We start from the raw sequence: 396 nt of genomic DNA, 5'->3' as shown, positions 1-396 counted from the left end.
TGAACGTACTAAAAAAGATATCACAAAGATGGAAGCGATTATTGGTTCTGAAAATAGATTAAAAACTTTGGCTCAGGATTTTATAGAGCACTGGGAGATGAGAAGAGATAACGCCTTTGGTAAATGTATGATTGTAGCTATGTCTCGTAAAATATGTGTGGATTTATATAACGAGATTGTAAGTTTAAGACCTGAGTGGCACAATGAAGATAAAGCTAAAGGAAAAATAAAAGTTGTTATGACAAGTGATATTAGTAAAGACCCTATGGAGTTTAAACAACATTTTACTACAAAGCAGGAGAGAGAAGAGCTTGCTAATAGAATGAAAGATGACAGTGACGAGTTAGAGATTGTTATAGTTCGTGATATGTGGCTAACAGGGTTTGACGTTCCATC

The 396-nt window shown here is 34.6% G+C and carries 1 pseudogene; it reads left to right on the top strand.

The window, feature by feature from the left end:
* Positions 1–28: 28 nt before the first annotated feature.
* Positions 29–396, top strand: a pseudogene (locus tag L988_RS13815) (DEAD/DEAH box helicase); the annotation flags it as partial.

Source organism: Cetobacterium sp. ZWU0022 (assembly GCF_000800875.1).
Taxonomy (GTDB): Bacteria; Fusobacteriota; Fusobacteriia; order Fusobacteriales; family Fusobacteriaceae; genus Cetobacterium_A.
This window is presented reverse-complemented; position numbering and strand designations above follow the sequence as displayed.